At 74.2% G+C, this 14085-nt stretch carries 12 protein-coding genes and 1 pseudogene; 3 read left to right on the forward strand and 10 right to left on the reverse strand.

The features are described from left to right. The 8 genes and pseudogenes from KME75_RS15925 to KME75_RS45905 all read right to left on the reverse strand — a co-directional run. The coding region (locus tag KME75_RS15925; RefSeq protein ID WP_372452606.1) for a hypothetical protein at window positions 1–439 on the reverse strand (439 nt) is incomplete at its 3' end. 153 nt (window positions 440–592) lie between these two features. Continuing rightward, on the reverse strand, window positions 593–1570 hold the full coding sequence (locus KME75_RS15930) for a 5-oxoprolinase subunit C family protein (RefSeq protein ID WP_219415604.1): 978 nt from the start codon (window positions 1568–1570) through the stop codon (window positions 593–595). Then, on the reverse strand, window positions 1567–2451 hold the full coding sequence (locus KME75_RS15935) for a 5-oxoprolinase subunit B family protein (RefSeq protein ID WP_219415605.1): 885 nt from the start codon (window positions 2449–2451) through the stop codon (window positions 1567–1569). Before KME75_RS15935 ends, KME75_RS15930 begins: the two co-directional genes overlap by 4 nt. Continuing rightward, entirely contained in the window at window positions 2448–3803 is a 1356-nt protein-coding gene (locus KME75_RS15940) for an acetyl-CoA carboxylase biotin carboxylase subunit (RefSeq protein WP_219415606.1), read from the reverse strand. The genes KME75_RS15935 and KME75_RS15940 overlap by 4 nt, the downstream gene beginning before the upstream one ends. Window positions 3804–3873: 70 nt before the next feature. Then, on the reverse strand, window positions 3874–4119 hold the full coding sequence (locus KME75_RS15945) for an acetyl-CoA carboxylase (RefSeq protein ID WP_219415607.1): 246 nt from the start codon (window positions 4117–4119) through the stop codon (window positions 3874–3876). Window positions 4120–4141: 22 nt separating this feature from the next. After that, window positions 4142–4864, reverse strand: coding sequence for a LamB/YcsF family protein (locus KME75_RS15950; protein WP_219415608.1), 723 nt, complete (start codon window positions 4862–4864; stop codon window positions 4142–4144). A gap of 15 nt (window positions 4865–4879) precedes the next feature. Beyond that, window positions 4880–7012, reverse strand: coding sequence for a xanthine dehydrogenase family protein molybdopterin-binding subunit (locus KME75_RS15955; RefSeq protein WP_308282815.1), 2133 nt, complete (start codon window positions 7010–7012; stop codon window positions 4880–4882). A gap of 77 nt (window positions 7013–7089) precedes the next feature. Then, a pseudogene (locus KME75_RS45905) lies at window positions 7090–7293 on the reverse strand (hypothetical protein); the annotation flags it as partial. A gap of 129 nt (window positions 7294–7422) precedes the next feature. Here KME75_RS45905 and KME75_RS15960 point away from each other — a divergent pair. Next, entirely contained in the window at window positions 7423–8922 is a 1500-nt protein-coding gene (locus KME75_RS15960) for a PucR family transcriptional regulator (RefSeq protein WP_219415609.1), read from the forward strand. Between the two features lie 237 nt (window positions 8923–9159). On the opposite strand, the gene KME75_RS15965 is transcribed toward KME75_RS15960, so the two are convergent. Further along, window positions 9160–10407 (reverse strand): aminotransferase family protein, encoded by a 1248-nt coding sequence (locus tag KME75_RS15965; protein WP_219415610.1) that lies wholly within the window; start codon window positions 10405–10407, stop codon window positions 9160–9162. Between the two features lie 171 nt (window positions 10408–10578). Beyond that, window positions 10579–11727: a PucR family transcriptional regulator gene (locus tag KME75_RS15970; protein WP_219415611.1), complete on the reverse strand. Its 1149-nt coding sequence runs from the start codon at window positions 11725–11727 to the stop codon at window positions 10579–10581. A 94-nt stretch (window positions 11728–11821) separates the two neighbouring features. Between KME75_RS15970 and KME75_RS15975 the strand changes: the two genes are divergently transcribed. Both KME75_RS15975 and KME75_RS15980 read left to right on the forward strand, forming a co-directional pair. Next, a complete protein-coding gene (locus KME75_RS15975) occupies window positions 11822–12400 on the forward strand; it encodes an urease subunit gamma (protein WP_219415612.1) in 579 nt (192 codons plus the stop codon). Then, entirely contained in the window at window positions 12397–14085 is a 1689-nt protein-coding gene (locus tag KME75_RS15980) for an urease subunit alpha (protein ID WP_246632187.1), read from the forward strand. Before KME75_RS15975 ends, KME75_RS15980 begins: the two co-directional genes overlap by 4 nt.

Genomic DNA, 14085 nt, shown 5'->3' on the forward strand with positions numbered 1-14085 from the left:
CCGACCCCGCGGCCGCCGGCATGGCCGGAAGCACTCCGGTGGCCTCGCCCGCGGTGACGGCGATGGCGCGCTCCTCGGCGGCGGCCGCCGCTTCCGCCTCCTCCGCGGCGCGCGCGGCCTCGTCCGCGGCGGCCTCGGCCTCCTCGGCGGCACGGGCGGCGGCGGCGATGGCGGCCGAGGCAGCGGCCGCGGCGGTGGCAGCCCGCGACTCGGCCACCTCCGCGGCGGCTTCGGCCGCACGGCGCCGGCGGGCGAGCCCCTCCAGGTCCGGCGCCCCGGGCAAGGGCGCCGGCACGGGCGGGGTCACGGCCGCCTGCTCGGCCGGGTCGCCCGCGGGGGTCTCCGTCCGGACGTCGCCGTCGGGGTGTCGCACGTCCCCGGCCGCGTCGTCGGCGGCTTGCCGGGTCGCGCTGTGTCGTCCACCCACCGCCTCAGCCATCGCACTCTCCCGTCCCGCCTGTCGTCTCGGGTCCAACGAGCAGATCGGCGGGAAGGCGCGGTCACGACCGTCACTCCGCCCGGTCGAGTGGCCATCCTCACAGGAGGATCACCCGGACGTGCGGAGCGTGCATGCGTGCGTGCCGGCGGGTCGTCAGGGCGAGAGGGCCTCCGCCAGCCGCCGGGACCGCTGCCGGTGGTCGGCGCGGGCCGTGAGCGCCTCCTCCAGGTCGACGGCCACGAACCGCGTGCGGGTGTTCGGCGCCGACTGCGCCACGATGTCGAGATCACCGGAGAGGACGGTACCGACCATCATGTAGCCGCCACCGGACACGGCGTCGCGGTGCAGGATGATCGGCTCGACGCCGCCGGGCACTTGGATCGAACCGATCGGGTAGGGGGCGTCGACGATGTTCGACGGGTCCTGGCCCGCCCCGAACGGCGGCTCCCGCTCCACGGTCTCCAGCTCGGCACCCTTGTAGCGGAAGCCGATCCGGTCGGCCACGGGGGTGAGCGTCCAGGTCGTGCCGAGGAAGCTCTCCCGGCCCGCGTCGGTGAGCCGGTGGTCGTAGAGGCCCATGACCACCCGTACCTCGACGTCCTTGCTCAGCGTCTGCCGCAGCTCGGCGGGCACGCTCCGTCCGACGGCCGCACCCGGGCTCTTCCCGACCGGGAGCCGGTCCCCCGCGGCGAGCGGCCTGCCGGCGAACCCGCCCAGCGCGCCCAGGCCGTAGGTCGACCGGCTGCCCAGCACCTCCGGGACGTCGATGCCGCCCGACACCGCGACGTAGGCCCGCGCCCCCGCGGTGAGGTAGGCGAAATCGAGTACGTCGCCCGCCCGCACGGCGAAGGACTCCCAGATCGGCCGCTCCTCCCCGTTGACCTTCGGGGTCATGCTCGCGCCGGTGACGGCGACGACGGCGTCGGCCGAGAACGCGAGCTCCGGCCCGAGGTACACGCACTCCAGGACCGCGGCGCCCGCCGGGTTGCCGACGAGCAGGTTCGCCGCGCGCAGCGAGTACTGGTCGAGCGCGCCCGATGGCGGGATCCCCAGGTGGTAGTAGCCCGTGCGGCCGGCGTCCTGCACCGTGGTGGACAGGCCCGGCTTGCGCACCTCGATCTCGTCGGTCATGACAGGACCTCCAGGAGCCGGGCGTTGTAACCGTCGGGGTCGTCGAGGAACGGCTGCAGGCTGAACTCCACGGGCCGCGCCTTCACCCGGAACGTCCCGGCCTCCACCTCCGCGACATGTGTGTCGTAGCGCTCCCGGTCGATGGGGGTGAACTTCACGATGTCGGCGGGACGGAACAGCACCATGAAGTCGGTGAAGTCGGGCAACGACTGGGTGGGGTCGTAGATCGGGGCGGGCGTGATTCCGAACATCTGGTAGCCGCCCGCGCCGCGCACCGAGTAGATGCAGGAGAAGCAGCCGCCGTAACCGACGGTCTGCTTCGGGGTGTCGGTGCGCGGCCGCAGGTACTTGGGCACCACGATCTGCCGATCCCGGGGCACCATCTGGTACTTGAACGGCAGCCCGGCCACGAACCCGACCATCGAGGTGAACCACGGCGAGCCGGAGTGCGCCGCGATGAACTCGTCCACGTCCGCGTAGCCGTTGATGCGGGCCGCGTACTCGATGTCGGTGGCCTCGGGGTCCTGGTGCCGGTCCCGGAAGCGCATGAGCGTCTCGGTGGTCCACGGGTCCCGGTAGAGCACCGGGATCTCCAGCACCCGCGTGGGCAGCGCGAGGTCGTGGGCGTCCCCGACCTGCTTCTCCAGGTCCTGCAGGACGGCGAGCAGCTCTTGCGGCTCGAGCACGTCGGGGTCGTAGCGCACCTGGTAGGACGCGTTGGCCGGGCAGATTTCCAGCACGCCGTCGGGCCGCAGCTCACGCAGCGCCTTGGCGATCGCCATGACGCGGAAGTTGGCCTGCAGGCTCATCGCCTCGGCCAGCTCGACGAACACGAACTCGTCGCCGCCCCAGCTGTACCGGGCGGCCTGCACGTCCGTCATGCGGATCCCTCCTCGCGGTCGGCCAACCACTGCTCCAGCGTCCCGGTGTGGAACTGCCCCGCCGCGAACCACGGCTGCTCAAGGATCTTGGTGAACAGCCCCGCCGTGGTCGGCACGCCGTCCACGGTGAACTCCGCCAGCGCGCGGCGGGACCGGCGGATCGCGGTCTCCCGGTCCTCGCCCCACACCACGACCTTGGCCAGCAGCGAGTCGTAGAACGGCGGGACGGCGGTGTCGGGCTCGAGCCACGTGTCGACCCGCACCCACGGCCCCGCGGGCAGCGTCACCCGCCCGACGCGGCCCGGCGAGGGCAGGAAGCCCCGGGCCGGGTCCTCCGCGTTGACCCGGAACTCGAGCGCCCAGCCCCGCGCGGTGATGTCGGCCTGGCCGTGCCGCAGGGGCTCACCCGCCGCGATGCGCAACTGCTCGGTGACCAGGTCGACTCCCGTGACCAGTTCCGTGGTCGGGTGCTCGACCTGGATGCGGGTGTTCATCTCGATGAAGAAGAACTCGTGCGTCTCGTCGTCGACGAGGAACTCCACGGTCCCGGCGCTGGCGTAGCCGACCTCGCGCGCCAGGCGCACCGCGGCGGAGGTCATGGCGTCCCGCACCCGGGCATCGATCCCCGGCGCGAGCGCCTCCTCCACGACCTTCTGCCTGCGCCGTTGCAGCGAGCACTCCCGCTCGAAGAAGTGCACGGCGTCGCTGCCGTCGCCGAGCACCTGCACCTCGACGTGCCGCGCCCGCCGGACGAAGCGCTCCAGGTACATGCGGCCGTCGCCAAACGCGCTCGCCGCCTCCCGCGACGCGGCCGGGAACGCCGAGCGCAGCCCGGCCTCGTCATCGACGACGCGGATGCCGCGCCCGCCGCCGCCCGCCGCGGCCTTCAGCATCACGGGGTAGCCGATGTCCGCGGCGGCCACGGCGGCGTCGACGTCCGCGACCCCGCCCGGGGTGCCCGGCACCGTCGGCACCCCGGCCGCCGCGGCGACCTGCCGGGCCGCGACCTTGTCGCCCATCTGCTCGATCACGTCCGCGCGCGGCCCGACGAACGCGAGGCCCTCGTCGGCGACCGCGGCGGCGAACCCCGCCCGCTCGGAGAGGAACCCGTACCCGGGGTGCACGGCGTCGGCCCCGGTCGAGCGCGCGGCCTCGAGGATCGCGTCCGCCACGAGGTAGCTCTTGCCGGCGGGCGGGGGCCCGATCTCGACGGCCGCATCGGCCAGCCGGACGTGCAGCGCCTCGGCGTCCGCAGTGCTGTGCACCGCCACCGTGGAGATACCGAGGTCGCGCGCGGCCCGGATGATCCGGACCGCGATCTCCCCGCGGTTGGCGACGAGGAGCCGCTTCACGCACAGCCTCGCCGACGCTCGGCTGGCGCTCCGCGCACGCGCTGTGACATTGATTCGCTCGCAAGCTCGCTCATCCGGCCTCGATCACCGCGACCGGCTGCCCGGCGTCGACCACGTCCTCGTTCTCGACGAGGAACTCGACGACCGTGCCCGCCGCGCCCGCCGGGACGTGGTGGAAGGACTTCATCACCTCGACGAGGCAGACCGTGTCGGTGGCCGCGACGGACTGGCCCTCGGCGGCGAACACGTCGCTGTCGGGGTCGGGCCTGCGGTAGAAGACGCCGGGGATCGGCGAGACGACCTCGTGACGGCTCACTCGGGCTCCTCAGTGTTCGGGATCAGGACAGGTGCGGCCGCAGCGCCTCGTGCACGGCCTTGGCCAGGTCGACGGCGTTGGGGGTGTCGGAGTGCACGCACACGCAGTCGGCGCGCACCGGGATCTCGGTGCCGTCGACGGCCGTGGCGACGCCCTCGGTCACGGCGCGGACCGCCTTCTGCGCCGACGACGCCGGGTCGAACGCGGCGTGCTCGCGGGTGATGATCAGCGAGCCGTCCGGGCGGTAGTCCAGGTCGGCGTAGTACTCCGAGAGGAACCCACTGTCCCGCGCACCCCAGACCCGCTCGTGGGCGGTGCCGGACATGCCCATCAGCGGCACGCCGAAGACCCCGGCGGCGTCGGCCACCGCCTCGGCCACCTGCTCGTCGCGCGCGGCCATCCCGTAGAGCGAGCCGTGCGGCTTGATGTGGTTGAGCTCCATGCCCTGGGCGCGCAGGAAGCCCGACAGCGCGCCCACCTGGTAGATGACGCACGCGGTGAGCTCGTCGCGCTCCATCTTCATCTCGCGGCGGCCGAAACCCTCGCGGTCGGGCAGCGACGGGTGCGCCCCCACGGCCACGCCGTGCTCCTTCGCCAGCGCCACCGTCCGCTGCATCACCCGCGGATCCGAGGCGTGGAAGCCGCAGGCCACGTTGGCCAGCGTGATCCAGGGCATCAGCCCCTCGTCGTCGCCGCAGCGGTAGATACTGAAGGCCTCGCCCATGTCGCAGTTGATCGCCACCATGTCCGGCCCTCCCGGTCAGCTCGTGCTCGTCGTGGCCGAAGTGTCGCGCGCGGCACCGATCGCCCGCCAGATCTGCTCCGGGGTGACCGGCATGTCGAGGTGGGTGACCCCGAGGTGGGACACCGCGTCGATCACCGCGTTGACGACGGCGGGCGAGGACCCGATCGCCCCGGACTCGCCGATCCCCTTCACGCCCATCGGGTTCGTGGGCGACGGAGTGATCGTCTGCTCCAGGGTGAAGTTCGGCAGGTCCATGGCGGTCGGGAAGTGGTAGTCGGCGAGCGTGGCGGTGGTCGGGTTGCCCGCCGCGTCGTAGGTCGCCTTCTCGTAGAGCGCCTGCGCCACGCCCTGCGCGATGCCGCCGTGCAGCTGGCCCTCGACGATCGCCGGGTTCACGACCGGCCCGCAGTCGTCCACGGCGACGTAGCGGACGATCTCGACCCGCCCGGTCTCCGTGTCGACCTCGGTGACGCAGATGTGGGTGCCGAACGGCCAGGTGAAGTTGGGCGGGTCGAAGTGGGTGTCGGCGGTCAGGTTGGGCTCCATGCCCTCGGGCAGGTTGTTCGCCAGCGAGGCGGCCATCGCGATCTCCTGGATCGTGACGCCGGGTCCGGAAGTGCCGGCCACGGAGAACCGGCCGCCGGTGAACTCCAGGTCGTCCTCGTTGGCCTCCAGCAGGTGCGCGGCGATCGTGCGGGCCTTCGCGGCGACCTTCCCGGCCGCCACGTGCACCGCCACGCCGCCCACCGGGAGGCTGCGCGAGCCGTAGGTGTCGCGGCCGAAGGGGGCGACGGCGGTGTCGCCGTGCAGCACCTCGACGTCGTCGGGGTGCACCCCCAGCGCGTCGGCCGCGATCTGCGCCCACGCCGTCTCGTGGCCCTGGCCGTGCGGGGAGGTGCCCGTGACGACCTCGACCTTGCCGCTGATCGTCATCCGGACGGTGGCGGCCTCCCAGCCGCCGCTCTGCAGCCGCACCCCGGCGGCGACCTTCGACGGTGACAGCCCGCCGCTCTCGGTGAAGTTGCCGATCCCGATGCCCAGCTGCACGGGCTCCCCGGCCTCCCGGCGGCGGCGCTGCTCGGCGCGCAGCTCGTCGTAGCCGACGACCTCGATCGCCTTGCGCATGCAGGCCTCGTAGTTGCCCGAGTCGTACATCACCCCGGACGGGACGACGCGCGGCTCGTCGAACGGCTCGATGAGGTTCGCGAGGCGCACCTCGGCGGGATCCATCCCCAGCTCGCGCGCCAGGTCGTCCATGATCCGCTCGTGCGCGTAGGCGGCCTCGGAGCGGCCGGCGCCGCGGTAGGCGTCGGTCGGGGTGAGGTTGGTGAACACGCCCTTGCACTCGAAGGAGTACGCGCCGAAGTCGTAGAGCCCGCAGTAGGTGAAGGCGCCGAAGACGGCGATGCCCGGGGTGAGCAGCTGCAGGTAGGCGCCCATGTCGGCGAGCAGGTTCACCCGCATCCCGAGGATCTTCCCCTCGCGGGTGGCCGCCACGGCGATGCGCTGCACCTGGCCGCGGCCGTGCGTGGTGGCGATGTGGTTCTCCGAGCGCGTCTCCGTCCACTTGACCGGCGCGCCGAGCCGGCGGGCCAGCGCGAGGGCGAGCGCCTCCTCCGCGTACAGGTTGAGCTTCGAGCCGAACCCGCCACCCACGTCCGGCGCGACCACCCGGATCTTGCTGTCGGAGATCCCGCAGACCATCGCGATCAGGTCGCGGACGAAGTGCGGCACCTGGGTGGAGGTGTAGACGGTGAACCCGCCGCCGACCGGGTCCGGGTTGACGACGACCGCGCGCGGCTCCATCGGCGAGGGCAGCACACGCTGCTGCTCGTACCGGCCCTCGACCACGACGTCGGCCTGCGCGAACGCGGCGTCCACGTCGCCGACCGCCAGCGGCCAGGTGTAGCAGTGGTTGGTGCCGAGGTCCTCGTGCACGAGCGGCGAGCCGGGCTCCAGGGCCGCCTCGATGTCGACGACGGCGGGCAGCTCGTCGTAGTCGACCTCGACGAGCCCGAGCGCGTCCTGCGCCGTGCGCGGGTCGGTGGCCAGGACGACCGCGACGCCGTCCCCGACGTGGTTGACCTCCCCGCGGGCGAGCGGCGGGTGATCGGGGATCTTGATGTCCTCGTGACCGGCCAGCCGCACGGCAGCCCGATCGCGAACTCGCCCGCCACGTCCTCACCGGTGAGCACCGCGACCACGCCGGGGAGGGCGCGGGCCGCGTCGCCGTCGATCCCGCGGATCCGGGCGTGCGCCAGCGGGCTGCGCAGGACCGCCATGTGGAGCATGCCCGGCAGCGTGATGTTGTCGGTCCACGTGGCCCGGCCGGTCAGCAGCGCGGCGTCCTCGCGGCGTCGGACGCTCTGCCCGACGTAGCGCCCTGCTCCCGGGGTCTGAGCTGCCGACGGCTCGGCGGTCTGCGTCATGATCGGCTTCTCCTCGCGACGGGTGTCCCCAGGGTGATCACGGTCACGGTGCGGCGGTAGTGTCCACAGCGGCACCTTCGTCCCCCTGATCGCGCCGATCCGGCACCCCCTGCCGGCCTGGAGGAACCCGTGCCCGCCACGCTGCGCAGCCTCGTGGAGGACCGCGCGCTGGGCCTGCGCCCGGCGTGCGGCGCCGAGCTGCTCGACCGCGCCGTCAGCTGGGTGCACATCAGCGAGCTGCCCGACCCGGCCGCATACCTCGACGGGGGCGAACTGCTCCTCACCACAGGGATAGGTCTGGGCGAGGGCACCGACCACGCCGCGTTCGTCCGGAAGCTCGTCGACCGCGACGTCGCCGGCCTGGGGTTCGGCACGGGACTGAGCCACGCGGCCGTGCCCGCCGCACTGCTCGCGGCTGCCCACGCGCTCGGCCTGCCGCTGCTGGAGATCCCGGAGCGCACCCCGTTCATCGCGATCAGCAAGGCGGTGTCGGCCGCGCTCGCCGCCGACGCGTACGCCGAGGTGGTGCGCAGCGACGAGGCGCAGCGCGCGCTGACCGCCGCCGCGCTCGAACCGGACGGGCCGGTGCGCGTGCTGCACCGCCTGGCCCAGCGGCTCCACGCGTGGGTGCTGCTGCTCGACGCGTCCGGCGCGCCGGTGCACGCGGTTCCGGGGACCGCAGGCGAGCAGCTCCCGGACCTGACCGCCGAGGTCGAACGCATTCGCAGGCACCGAGGCCGCACCAGCGTGACCGTCACCGGACGAGGGGGTCAGGTGGTGCTGCAGCCGCTGCGCGTGCAGGGCCGTGGCCTGCTCGCGGCGGGCCGGGCCCGCGGGTTCGCCCCCGCCGACATGCAGATCATCGGGTCGGCCGTCTCGCTCCTCACGCTGCTGCACGCCGGGCCGTCCACGCTCGACGCCGGGGGCCGCGCCCTGCGCACCGCGCTGCTGCGGATGGCGCTCGCCGGCGGGACCGACGCGGTGCGCCCGATCGTCGCCGCCCTGACCGGGCCGCTGCCGGCCGCGCCGTTGCGCGTCGTCGCCGTGACCGGGCGCGCCGACGCGCGCCGGGAGCTGCTCGGGGTGCTGACGGTGGCGGAGCAGCCCGCACCGTTCGCGGCCGAGCTCGACGACGCCGTGGTCGCGCTGGTCGACACCGAGACCGACTCGGTGGCCCGCCTCGCGGCCGTCGCCGCGCAGCACCCGGGCGTGGCCGTCGGGGTGTCCGAACCGGTCGGCGACGACGCGGTCGAGCGCGGGCACCGGCAGGCGCGCCGGGCCGCGGAGGCGGCGCTGCGCAGCGGCTGCGGCGTGCGGCACTTCGCCGACCTGGCCGGCACCGCGCTGCTCGACCTGGTGCGCCCCGCCGAAGCCGCCGCGTTCGCCGAGGCCCTGCTCGCGCCGCTGGCCCGGCACGACGCCCGACACGGCGGACAGCTCGTCGCGTCACTACGGGAGTGGCTGGCTCACCACGGCCAGTGGGAGCCCGCCGCCGACCGGCTCGGCGTGCACCGCCACACCCTCCGCAAGCGGATGCGCCGGGTGGAGGCGCTCACCGGCCGCACCCTCGACTCCCCCGGCTTCCGCGCCGAACTCTGGCTCGCCCTCCAGCTCACCCCCGACCCCTGACCCGCGAATCGGCACAAAGTGGCGCGCGAGTCGGCACGACCTGCCGCGAGCCGGACGACGAGCGCCCGCGAGTCGGGGTCCGCGTGCGCGCGAGTCGGGCGATCCGTGCGCGCGAACGCGGACCCGTGGTGCCGAGATGCGTTTCCGCATCGTCAGAACGACGAAAGCTGCCACCTCGTGGCGATCCGCCGAGAAGCTCTCCGCGAGTCGCCCGTTCTCGACCCGCGAGTCGCCCGGTTAGGCGACCGCGTCCAGGGCACCGCGGACGGCGTCGGTGAGCAGGTCGAGGTGCTCATCGGTCAGGGTGAGCGGCGGCGAGACGGCCAGCGCGGAGATCATCGGCCTGATCAGTACGCCGCGCTCCCGGGCCGCGGCGGCCACCTTCGCCGGCAGCGCGGCGTCGGCGGCCCGCCGCTCCGGGTCGATCTCCAGCGCGCCGAGCACCCCCGTGCCGCCGCGGACCTCCGACACGAGTGGGTGGTCGCCCAGCGTCCGCAGCGCGGCGTACATGCTCCCCTCGAGCTCGCCGGCGCGCTTGAGCAGACCCTCGTGCTCCATCACGTCGAGGTTCGCCAGTGCCGCGGCGCAGGCCGTCGGGTGGCCGGAATACGTCGCCCCGTGCCGGAACGGCGGCGCACCCGCCTCCCAGAACGGGGCCGCGACGCGCTCGTGTGCCACCACGCCGCCGAGCGGCAGGTACCCGCTCGTGACGCCTTTCGCGAACGTGATCAGGTCGGGCTCGATGCCGAACCGGTCGACGCCGAACCAGTCGCCGAGCCGACCGAACCCGCAGATCACGCTGTCGGCGACGAACAGCACGCCGTGCTGGGCGCAGATCTCGCGGACCCGCTCGATGTACCCCGGCGGCGGGGGCAGCACGCCGCCCGCGCCGATCACCGGCTCGACGAAGAACGCGGCGACCCGCTCGGGGCCGAGCCGCTCCAGCTCCACCTCCAGTGCGGTGGGGTCGTCGTAGGCGACCTGCACGACGTCCGGGACGAACGGGCCGGCCAGCCGGTTCGGCGGCATCCCGGCCAGGGACGTGCCGAAGCCGTAGGTGCCGTGGTAGGCGTGCTCGCGGCTGATCAGCACGGTCCGCTCGGGCGCGCCGCTGCGGGCCCAGTACTCGCGGGCGATCTTGGCGGCGGTGTCGATCGCGTCGCCACCCCCGTTGACCAGGAAGATCTTCGCGCCGGGCACCGGGGCCAGCTCGGCGAGCCGCCGGGTGAGCTCCCGGGCCGGGCGGTTGGTGACATCACCGAAGGTCTGGTACGTCGCCAGCTCGCGCATCTGGCGCGTCACGGCCTCGGTGATCTCGGCGCGGCCGTGCCCGACGTTGACGTTCCACAGGCTGGCCGTGGCGTCCAGGTAGCGGCGGCCCGCGTCGTCCCAGAGCCAGACGTCCTCGCCGCGCGTGATCACGAACTCGGCGTCGCGCACGGCGCCCATGGCGGCGAAGGGGTGCCAGAAGGCGGTGTCGGTCATGGCGCCCGACAGTACCCACGCGCGTCAAGCCCTCTGGGTCGCACGAATCTCCCGGCTCGCGCAGGCCGGGCCGGGACCCGCCGCGAGGACCGGGCGACTCACCTGACCGAAGCGGGCGACTCGCGCGTCGGGAACGGGCGACTCACCTGTCGGGAACGGGCGACTCGCGGGTCAGGGGGCGGCGGACTCCAGCGCGAGGAGGACCACCGCGGCGTCGGCGGGAACCGTGACGTCGCGGCCGGTGAGCTCCGCGAACCGGCGCAGCCGGTTGAGCACCGTGTTGCGGTGGCAGTACAGCTCCCCCGCCACGCCCTGCACCGAGCCGGTGCGCGCGAACGCCCGCACCGTCTCCAGCAGCCGGTCCCGCTCGCGGGGGGCGGCGTCGGTGAGGCCGCCGAGCACGGAGTCGACCAGGTCGGCGGCGGTGTCGGCCAGCCGGGCGGAGGCGAGCGCGAGCCAGGCGTCGCGCAGTTCGCGCGGCCCGTCGACGGCGGGCAGCACGTCGACGATCTCGGCGGCGAGCCGGGCGCTGCGCGGCACGTTCGCCAGCCCGTGCGCGAGCGGGCCGACGCCGCACGGCACGCCGGCGAGCGCGGCCCGCACGGCCGCGCCCGTGCCGCCGCTCCACCGGGCGAGCAGCACGCTGTGCCGGCCCGTCGACTGCACGTGCACCATGCGGCCGCCGGACCCGAGCCGGTCCGCCGCCTGCCGCAGCAGCGCGGCCGAGGACGCCGAGGACGCCGCGACGAGCAGGTCGGCGTCCACGTCGACGTCGAGTGCGACGGCCAGCCGCGCCACCTCGTCCGGGTCGGGGTCCTCGCTGCCCAGCAGGGCCGCGACGAGCATCGTGCGCTCCCCCAGCCGCTCCCGCGCCAGCAGCGCGGCCTCGGCCTGGTAGCTCACCTGGATCTGGGTCGTGTAGTCCTCCACCACCGTCCACACGTCCTCGACGCGGGCCACGAGCAGCGGCTCGTCGCTGGGGTCGGCGCGCTCGCGCAGCCCTTCCCACAGCACCCGGAAGTCGAGCCGGACCGCGGTCAGCAGGTCGTTGAGCGGCACGCCCCGGCGCGCCCGGTCGCGTCCGATCGCCGCACCGACGCCCACCAGCCGGTCCGGGACGGCGAGCCCCGCCACCCGTCGCAGCAGGTACTCGAACGTGAGGTCGGCGTCGGCCTCGATCCGCGCCTGCGGGACGACCCCGCGCCCGTACGGCGGGATCGCCCGCACGCGCGTCACGAACGCCGCGACGAGGTCGTCGGCGTCGTTGCGCAGCCTGCCGACCAGAGCGATCCAGCGTTCCGTCTCCACTGCACGGGGCATTTGCACAATCTACGCCGCACTTTTCGTGGCGCCTTCGTCTTCCAGCAGGACCCTCGCACCCGGATCCTGTGCCGATGCCGAACGAGGACCGGCTATGCATCTGACGCCACGCGAACAGGAGCGGCTGCTGCTCGCGAGCGGCGCCGACCTGGCCCGACGCCGGCTCGCGCGCGGCGCCAAGCTGGGCGCGCCGGAGGCGATCGCGCTCGTGTGCGACGAGATCTGCGAGCTGGCCTGGGACGACGTGCCCTACGCCGAGGTCGTCGAGCGGGCGCGCCAGGTCGTGGCGCCCGACCGGCTCGTCGACGGCGTGCCGGCGGCCGTCCCGTCGCTGCAGGTGGAGGCGCTGTTCCCGCACGGGTCCGTGCTCGTGCACGTCGACGCGCCGTTCGGTCCGCCGCCCGCCGACGGCCCCGGTGCCGTGCGCCCCGCCGCAGGCGAGGTCACGCTGGCCCCCGGCCGCGAGCGGGCCACCGCGGTGCTGCGCAACACCGGCCCGCTGCCGATCTGGGTGTCCTCGCACGTGCCACTGGACCGGCTGAACTCCGCCCTGGACGTCCGCGCCCCCGAGGGCGCCCGCTACCGGCTGGACGTCCCGGCGGGCACCGCACTGCGCATCGACGCCGGCGCCGAGCGCGAGGTCGCCGTCGTCCGGATCGGAGGCCCGGCATGACGACGATGGACCGCACCGGCTACGCCCGGCTCTACGGCCCCACCACCGGCGACCGGATCCGGCTCGCCGACACCGACCTCTGGGTCGAGGTCGAGGCCGACGACACCGAGCCCGGCGAGGAACTGCTCGGGGGCTGCGGGAAGACCGCCCGGCACGGGGCGCTCGTGTCCAGCTCGGCCGACCGCGCGAGCGCGCTGGACATGATCGTGCTCGGTGTCGTGCTGCTCGACCCGGTGCTGGGCGTCCGCAAGACGAACATCGGCATCAAGGACGGCCGCGTCGTCGGAGTCGGCCGCGCGGGCAACCCCGACGTGCAGGACGGCGTCGACCTCGAGGTCGACGCGCACACCGCGATGATCACCGGCGAGGGCCTGATCGCCACCCCCGGGATCGTCGACTCGCACGTGCACCTGTCCAACGCGGAGCTGGTGCCCGCCGCGCTGTCGGCGGGCGTCACGACGATCGTCGGGATGGGGATCGGCGGGGTCTGGGACGTCGGGGCCAACCCCGGCTACAACCTGCACTCGCTCATCGCGGGCTGGGAGGGCGTGCCGATCAACGCCGCGTTCCTCGCCCGCGGTTCGTCGACCTCGGCCGACCTGCTGGAGCAGGCGGTGCTGTCCGGCTGCGGCGGGTTCAAGATCCACGAGGACTGGGGCGCCACGCCCGCGGTGATCGACACCTGCCTCGGCGTGGCCGAGGCCGCCGACCTGCCGGTGGCGCTGCACACCGACACGCTCAACGAGTCGGGTTACCTCGCCGACACCCTCGCCGCGGTCGACGGCCGCACCGTGCACGCCTACCACGTGGAGGGCGGCGGCGGGCACCCCGACCTGCTGTCGATCGTCGGCCGCGAGAACGTCCTCACCAGCTCGACGACGCCGACGCTGCCGCTCACCCCGTCGACGGTCGCGGAGCTCGGCCCGATGACGCTGACCGTGCACCGCGGGCACGCACACGTGCCCAGCGACTCGGCGATCGCCGCGAGCCGGATCCGCGAGCACGCGATCTCGGCCGAGAACTGGCTGCACGACCAGGGCGCGATCAGCATTGTCAACTCCGACGCGCTCGGCATGGGCCGGATCGCCGAGACCGCGCGCCGGACGTGGCAGCTGGCCCACGTGCAGGCCGCGCTCGCCGGCGAGACCGGCCCGGACGTCGCCAACAACGCTCGGGTGCTGCGCTACCTCGCCAAGCTCACGCACAACCCCGCGGTGGCCCACGGCATCGCGGAGCACGTCGGGTCGATCCGGCCCGGGCGCCTGGCCGACATCGTGCTGTGGAACCCGGCGTGGTTCGGCGCCCAGCCCGACCTCGTGATCAAGTCGGGCTTCGTCGCGTGGGGCGCGGCCGGCTCCGGATCGGGTTCCACCCGGCTCACCCAGCCGCGGCGGATGCTGCCGTTCTACGGCGGGCTGGGCGCCGCGCCCGCCCGGCTGGCGCACGTGTTCGTCTCCGAGCAGTGCCTGGGCGACGCCGACGCGCACGCCGCGCTGCCGTCCGGGCGGAACTACTCCCCGATCGCCGGCAGCCGCGGCCTCGGCTCGGCCGACATGCTGCACAACACCGCGACCCCGAACGTCGAGGTGGCGCCGGAACCGGTGCCCGTGCGCGTCGACGGCCGGGAGATCGCCCTGCACCGCTCGCCCGTCCTGCCGCTGACCCGGCTCCACCACCTGGGGTGA

This window comes from Pseudonocardia nigra, assembly GCF_019396355.1.
GTDB classification, from domain to species: domain Bacteria; phylum Actinomycetota; class Actinomycetes; order Mycobacteriales; family Pseudonocardiaceae; genus Pseudonocardia; species Pseudonocardia nigra.